We start from the raw sequence: 3928 nt of genomic DNA on the forward strand, positions 1-3928 counted from the left end.
AAATTGCGTCAGGGTGTTCACGATTTTTTATCCCGTCATCCCCAGGTAAAACGCTTTCAATTAGCACCCCAAAACGAGGGCGGTTCGGGGGTAACTATCGCTTATTTAACTTAGGGTCTGCTGAATAGGTTTTTTAGTGGGGACAGGGTACAGCCCACACCCTACACCCTACACCCTAAACCCCACACCCCACACCCCACACCCCACACCCTACACCCTGCCCCTAGGAAAAACTTTTTCAGCAGACCCTTACTAGAAACCAGTTTGAGGGACAAGTATAATTACTCACTTGTATAAATGAGATGCTCCCTGGGGAATGGGGAAGTGGGGAAGTGGGGAGTATTTTCGGTGATCAGTAAACAGTGAACAGTGAACTGAAAACTCACATCTGATAACTGATAACTGATTCAAGGCTGACTCCTAACCCGACAAAAAACTTTTTGCCGCAAACCCTAAGTTAAATAAGCGATAGTTACCCCCGAACCTCCCTCATTTGGGGGTGCTAATTGAAAGCGTTTTATCTGGGGATGACGGGATAAAAAATCGTGAACACCTTGACGCAATTTCCCCGTACCTTTACCGTGAATAATCCATAATATGCCCGATGGGGTGGCGCGGGTGATCGCCTGTTCGATATCCGTTTCTGACTCTGCCACCCTGGAACCGCGAATATCGACAGTATTATTAGCAGTACGAATTAAAGGAGTCTCCTGGGGTTTTGTGGGAGTTTGGGGCAAATTTTTGGCAGGTTTTGGCGCAGTTTCCACTTTTTGACCATCCAAAGACTCAATCTGATCTAAGGGTAGGGTCATCTTCATCATACCGAAACGCAGGGAAATCTCCTCTGATTCCGGTGAAATTGCTAAAACTTCGGCAGTTTGTCCCAAATTGGGCAAGCGCACCCTTTCCCCCACTTGCGGACGATAATTAACCTTAGTTTTTTCCGTTTTCGGTAATAACCTTTCTGCGATCGCAGTTAACTCCTCTGTGGCTTTTTGGGCATCTCTACCGGTTTTTGTTCCTGATTGCAACTGGCGAATAACGTTATTAATCTCTGCTTTTGCCGATAGTAAAGCCTTTTGTATCTCCTGCTCCTGATAACGCTTTAATTCTCGCTCTCTCTCCTGTAGAGAATTGGCCCGCGTGGAAACTTCTGTATAAAATTTCTCCGTTTGTTGGAGTAATTGACTAGCTTCCTTAGCTTTTGACTCCTGTTCTCGTCTTTGCGCTTCCAAACCAGCAATTACTTGATTTATCTCCTCCGATAACCCCCCCAGATGATTTCTCGCTTCGGCCACAATTTCGGGACTTAATCCCAAACGCTGGGCAATAGTTAAAGCATTAGAACGCCCCGGAATGCCCCATAATAGTCGATAAGTGGGGGAAAGAGTGCGATCATCAAACTCTACCGAGGCATTTTCAAAGCGAGAATCTCGATACTTTAACGCTTTTAATTCCCCGTAGTGAGTGGTAGCCACTGTCAGTAAACTATGATCGGCGAGGTATTGTAAAATAGCGATCGCTAAAGGACTTCCCTCAGCCGGATCCGTACCTGCTCCCACCTCATCGAGTAAAACCAAGGAACGAGAATTTAAAGCCGCTAAAATGCGAACAATCCGGCGAATGTGACCCGAAAAAGTCGATAAACTCTGTTGCAAAGACTGTTCATCTCCGATATCGGCCAAAACGCGATCGAACCAGGGTATCTCTACCGGTTCCCGCGCTGGAATAAACAAGCCCGCTTTCGCCATTAAAGCCGCTAATCCGAGAGTTTTTAAAGTAACGGTTTTTCCGCCGGTATTTGGTCCGGTGATGGCAACAACGCGAATTTCTGGGCTAATCTGCACATTTATTGGTACGACCTCCCCCCCCTGTTCGTGGTGTTTTTGCCACCAGAGCAAAGGATGACGCAAATTCCGCAAAGTAATCGTTTCCGAACCATCGATAAAGTGGGGGGGATTACCCTCTAACCATAAACTGTAACGGGCCCTAGCGGTGGCCAGATCGAGCCTAGTAGCGATCGCTAGTAAATATTCTAAGTCCTCAAAGGCTTCGGCGATCAGATTACTTAACTGCCGCAGGATTTTTTCTTCTTCGATTTGTTCCTGACGACGATATTGCCGCAGTTGATTGCCTTGGTCAACGATAGAGTGAGGTTCAATGTAAAAAGTCGCCCCTGTGCTGGAAGTATCGTGAATTATCCCCGGTATTTGCTCTTTTTGCGCTGCTTTGACGGGAATCACCCAGCGGTCGCTTCTTTGGGTAATCACCGCTTCTTGGATAGCACCGCCCTGTTTTTGCATGATATCCTGCAATTTTCGGTAAATTCGCTCTCTAATCACCTTCATTTGTCCCCGAATTTCCCGTAATTGGGGACTAGCGCGATCGGATATCCGGCCATCTTCATCGATACAACGGTGTATTTCCTGTTCTATCTCTGGATAGGTGCGAATTTCCGCTACTAACTCTTTTAAAACCGGTATATCTTCCTGTTCGTCAATTAAACGCCGTAAACGTCGCACTCCCGCTAAAGTCGTGGCAATATTTAAAAGTTCCTGTCCCGATAATAAACCCCCCAGATGCGCCCTTTCTAGGGCATCGCCGATGTCGCTAATCCCATCAAAGGAAAGACGACTATCTAATTTTTGTTCTAAGCTATAAACTTCTTTGGTTTGGCAGAGTAGGTTTAAACTTTCCTCTTTGCTTTCCGGTAAGGGCAATTGACGAATCGCGATCGCACCGAGTTTAGTCGCTGCAAAAGTAGCTAGGTGTTGACATAGCCGCGGCCATTCCAATAATTCTAGGGTTTCGTCTTGAATCAATTTTGTAGTTTTTTATAATACGCTTTGTATTTCTAGTCTAACCGGATTTGGTCTGATTTTTACAGGAGTGGGGTGTGGGGTATGGGGTGTGGGGAGATGGAGGGATTTCAACTAATACCCCAAAACCCCAACTCCCCAAAACCCTAACACCCAACCCCTAATCTGTATCTAAATTCCTTTCTGGAGAGAGAATTGTACCTGTTTAAATTCTTGTTTTAAACGTTGTTTGAGTTTGTCGGGGATGGGACGGGAACCGTAGGCGGTATAATAACCAGCTAGAGAGTTTAAGGCTGTTTGCATAGTAGTGAAAGAACGCAAACCCCCAGATTTTTTATCTCGTCGGTAGAGGGAGATGTAATCGTTGATTTGTTCCTTTGCTTGCGACTCAACTGCCGCTTTATTCGGGTCATCTTTGACTAAATCAAGGGCTGTGGTTAAAGTTTCAATCACCGTCAGGGTATCCTGTCCATAATTGCCGGTTAACCGCGAACTACTAGAACAACCCATCAATCCGATGACCAGGACGAGAACCAAAGCTAATAAGCGAGAAATGTAAGGTTTTAGAGACATATTTTCAACACCATAAGTTAATCCCAAGTCACCTTATCCTATCAGGAAACCGTGACCAGTTCCCCAGGAGAGTCAACTGGCTGCAAAAATCAGGGGTCAACTGGCGGGTAAATAGCCCAAATATAGGCTTTTTGGGCGGTAAAAGCCCTATTTTTGCCTAAAAGTTGCGATGCCATCAACCCGGAGGGAGTTGATTCTGGACTAATTCGGGCTGCGATCAGGCACTGGTGGCGGTTTCAGGATCGATCGAGATTGGATCTTGCGATCGATTAATCTAGAAGATAAGTAGGTAGGTGTTAAAAGTTGTCAGACACCCCCCTTATCAAGCTGTCCTTTAGTCACATCTTTCTTAACATTTCAAACCTTTGTAGCACAAGGCTTTCAAGACTCGGTTAACAATTTGTAATATTCCTTGTTGACACCCTTACTGACAAAGAAAAAACTGAAATCAAGTCAGGATAAGGGTTGGAGTGCTTACTGCAAAAATTGTTAAGAAAGATCCCTATAAGGGATAGCTTGATAAGGGGGGTGTCTGA

3 protein-coding genes are annotated in these 3928 nt (G+C 45.5%); 1 reads left to right on the forward strand and 2 read right to left on the reverse strand.

Annotated features, from left to right (window positions below; translation table 11 throughout):
• A partial coding sequence (locus PX481_RS25190) for a Smr/MutS family protein (RefSeq protein ID WP_502888634.1) occupies positions 1 to 114 on the forward strand: 114 nt, incomplete at its 5' end.
• A 338-nt stretch (positions 115 to 452) separates the two neighbouring features.
• Here the strand turns inward: PX481_RS25190 and PX481_RS25195 are convergent.
• Together PX481_RS25195 and psb27 are read right to left on the reverse strand one after the other, a co-directional pair.
• The gene (locus tag PX481_RS25195) at positions 453 to 2822 is read right to left on the reverse strand and encodes an endonuclease MutS2 (RefSeq protein WP_288096687.1); all 2370 of its coding nucleotides are present in this window, start codon (positions 2820 to 2822) and stop codon (positions 453 to 455) included.
• 168 nt (positions 2823 to 2990) lie between these two features.
• On the reverse strand, positions 2991 to 3392 hold the full coding sequence (gene psb27 / locus PX481_RS25200) for a photosystem II protein Psb27 (RefSeq protein WP_043998990.1): 402 nt from the start codon (positions 3390 to 3392) through the stop codon (positions 2991 to 2993).
• Positions 3393 to 3928 lie beyond the last annotated feature (536 nt).

This window comes from Microcystis sp. M53603_WE2 (assembly GCF_030065435.1).

Coding starts and splice junctions, on each gene's coding strand:
- psb27 (WP_043998990.1), bottom strand. CDS start 3,392: ATGTCTCTAAAACCTTACATTTCTCGCTTATTAGCTTTGGTTCTCGTC.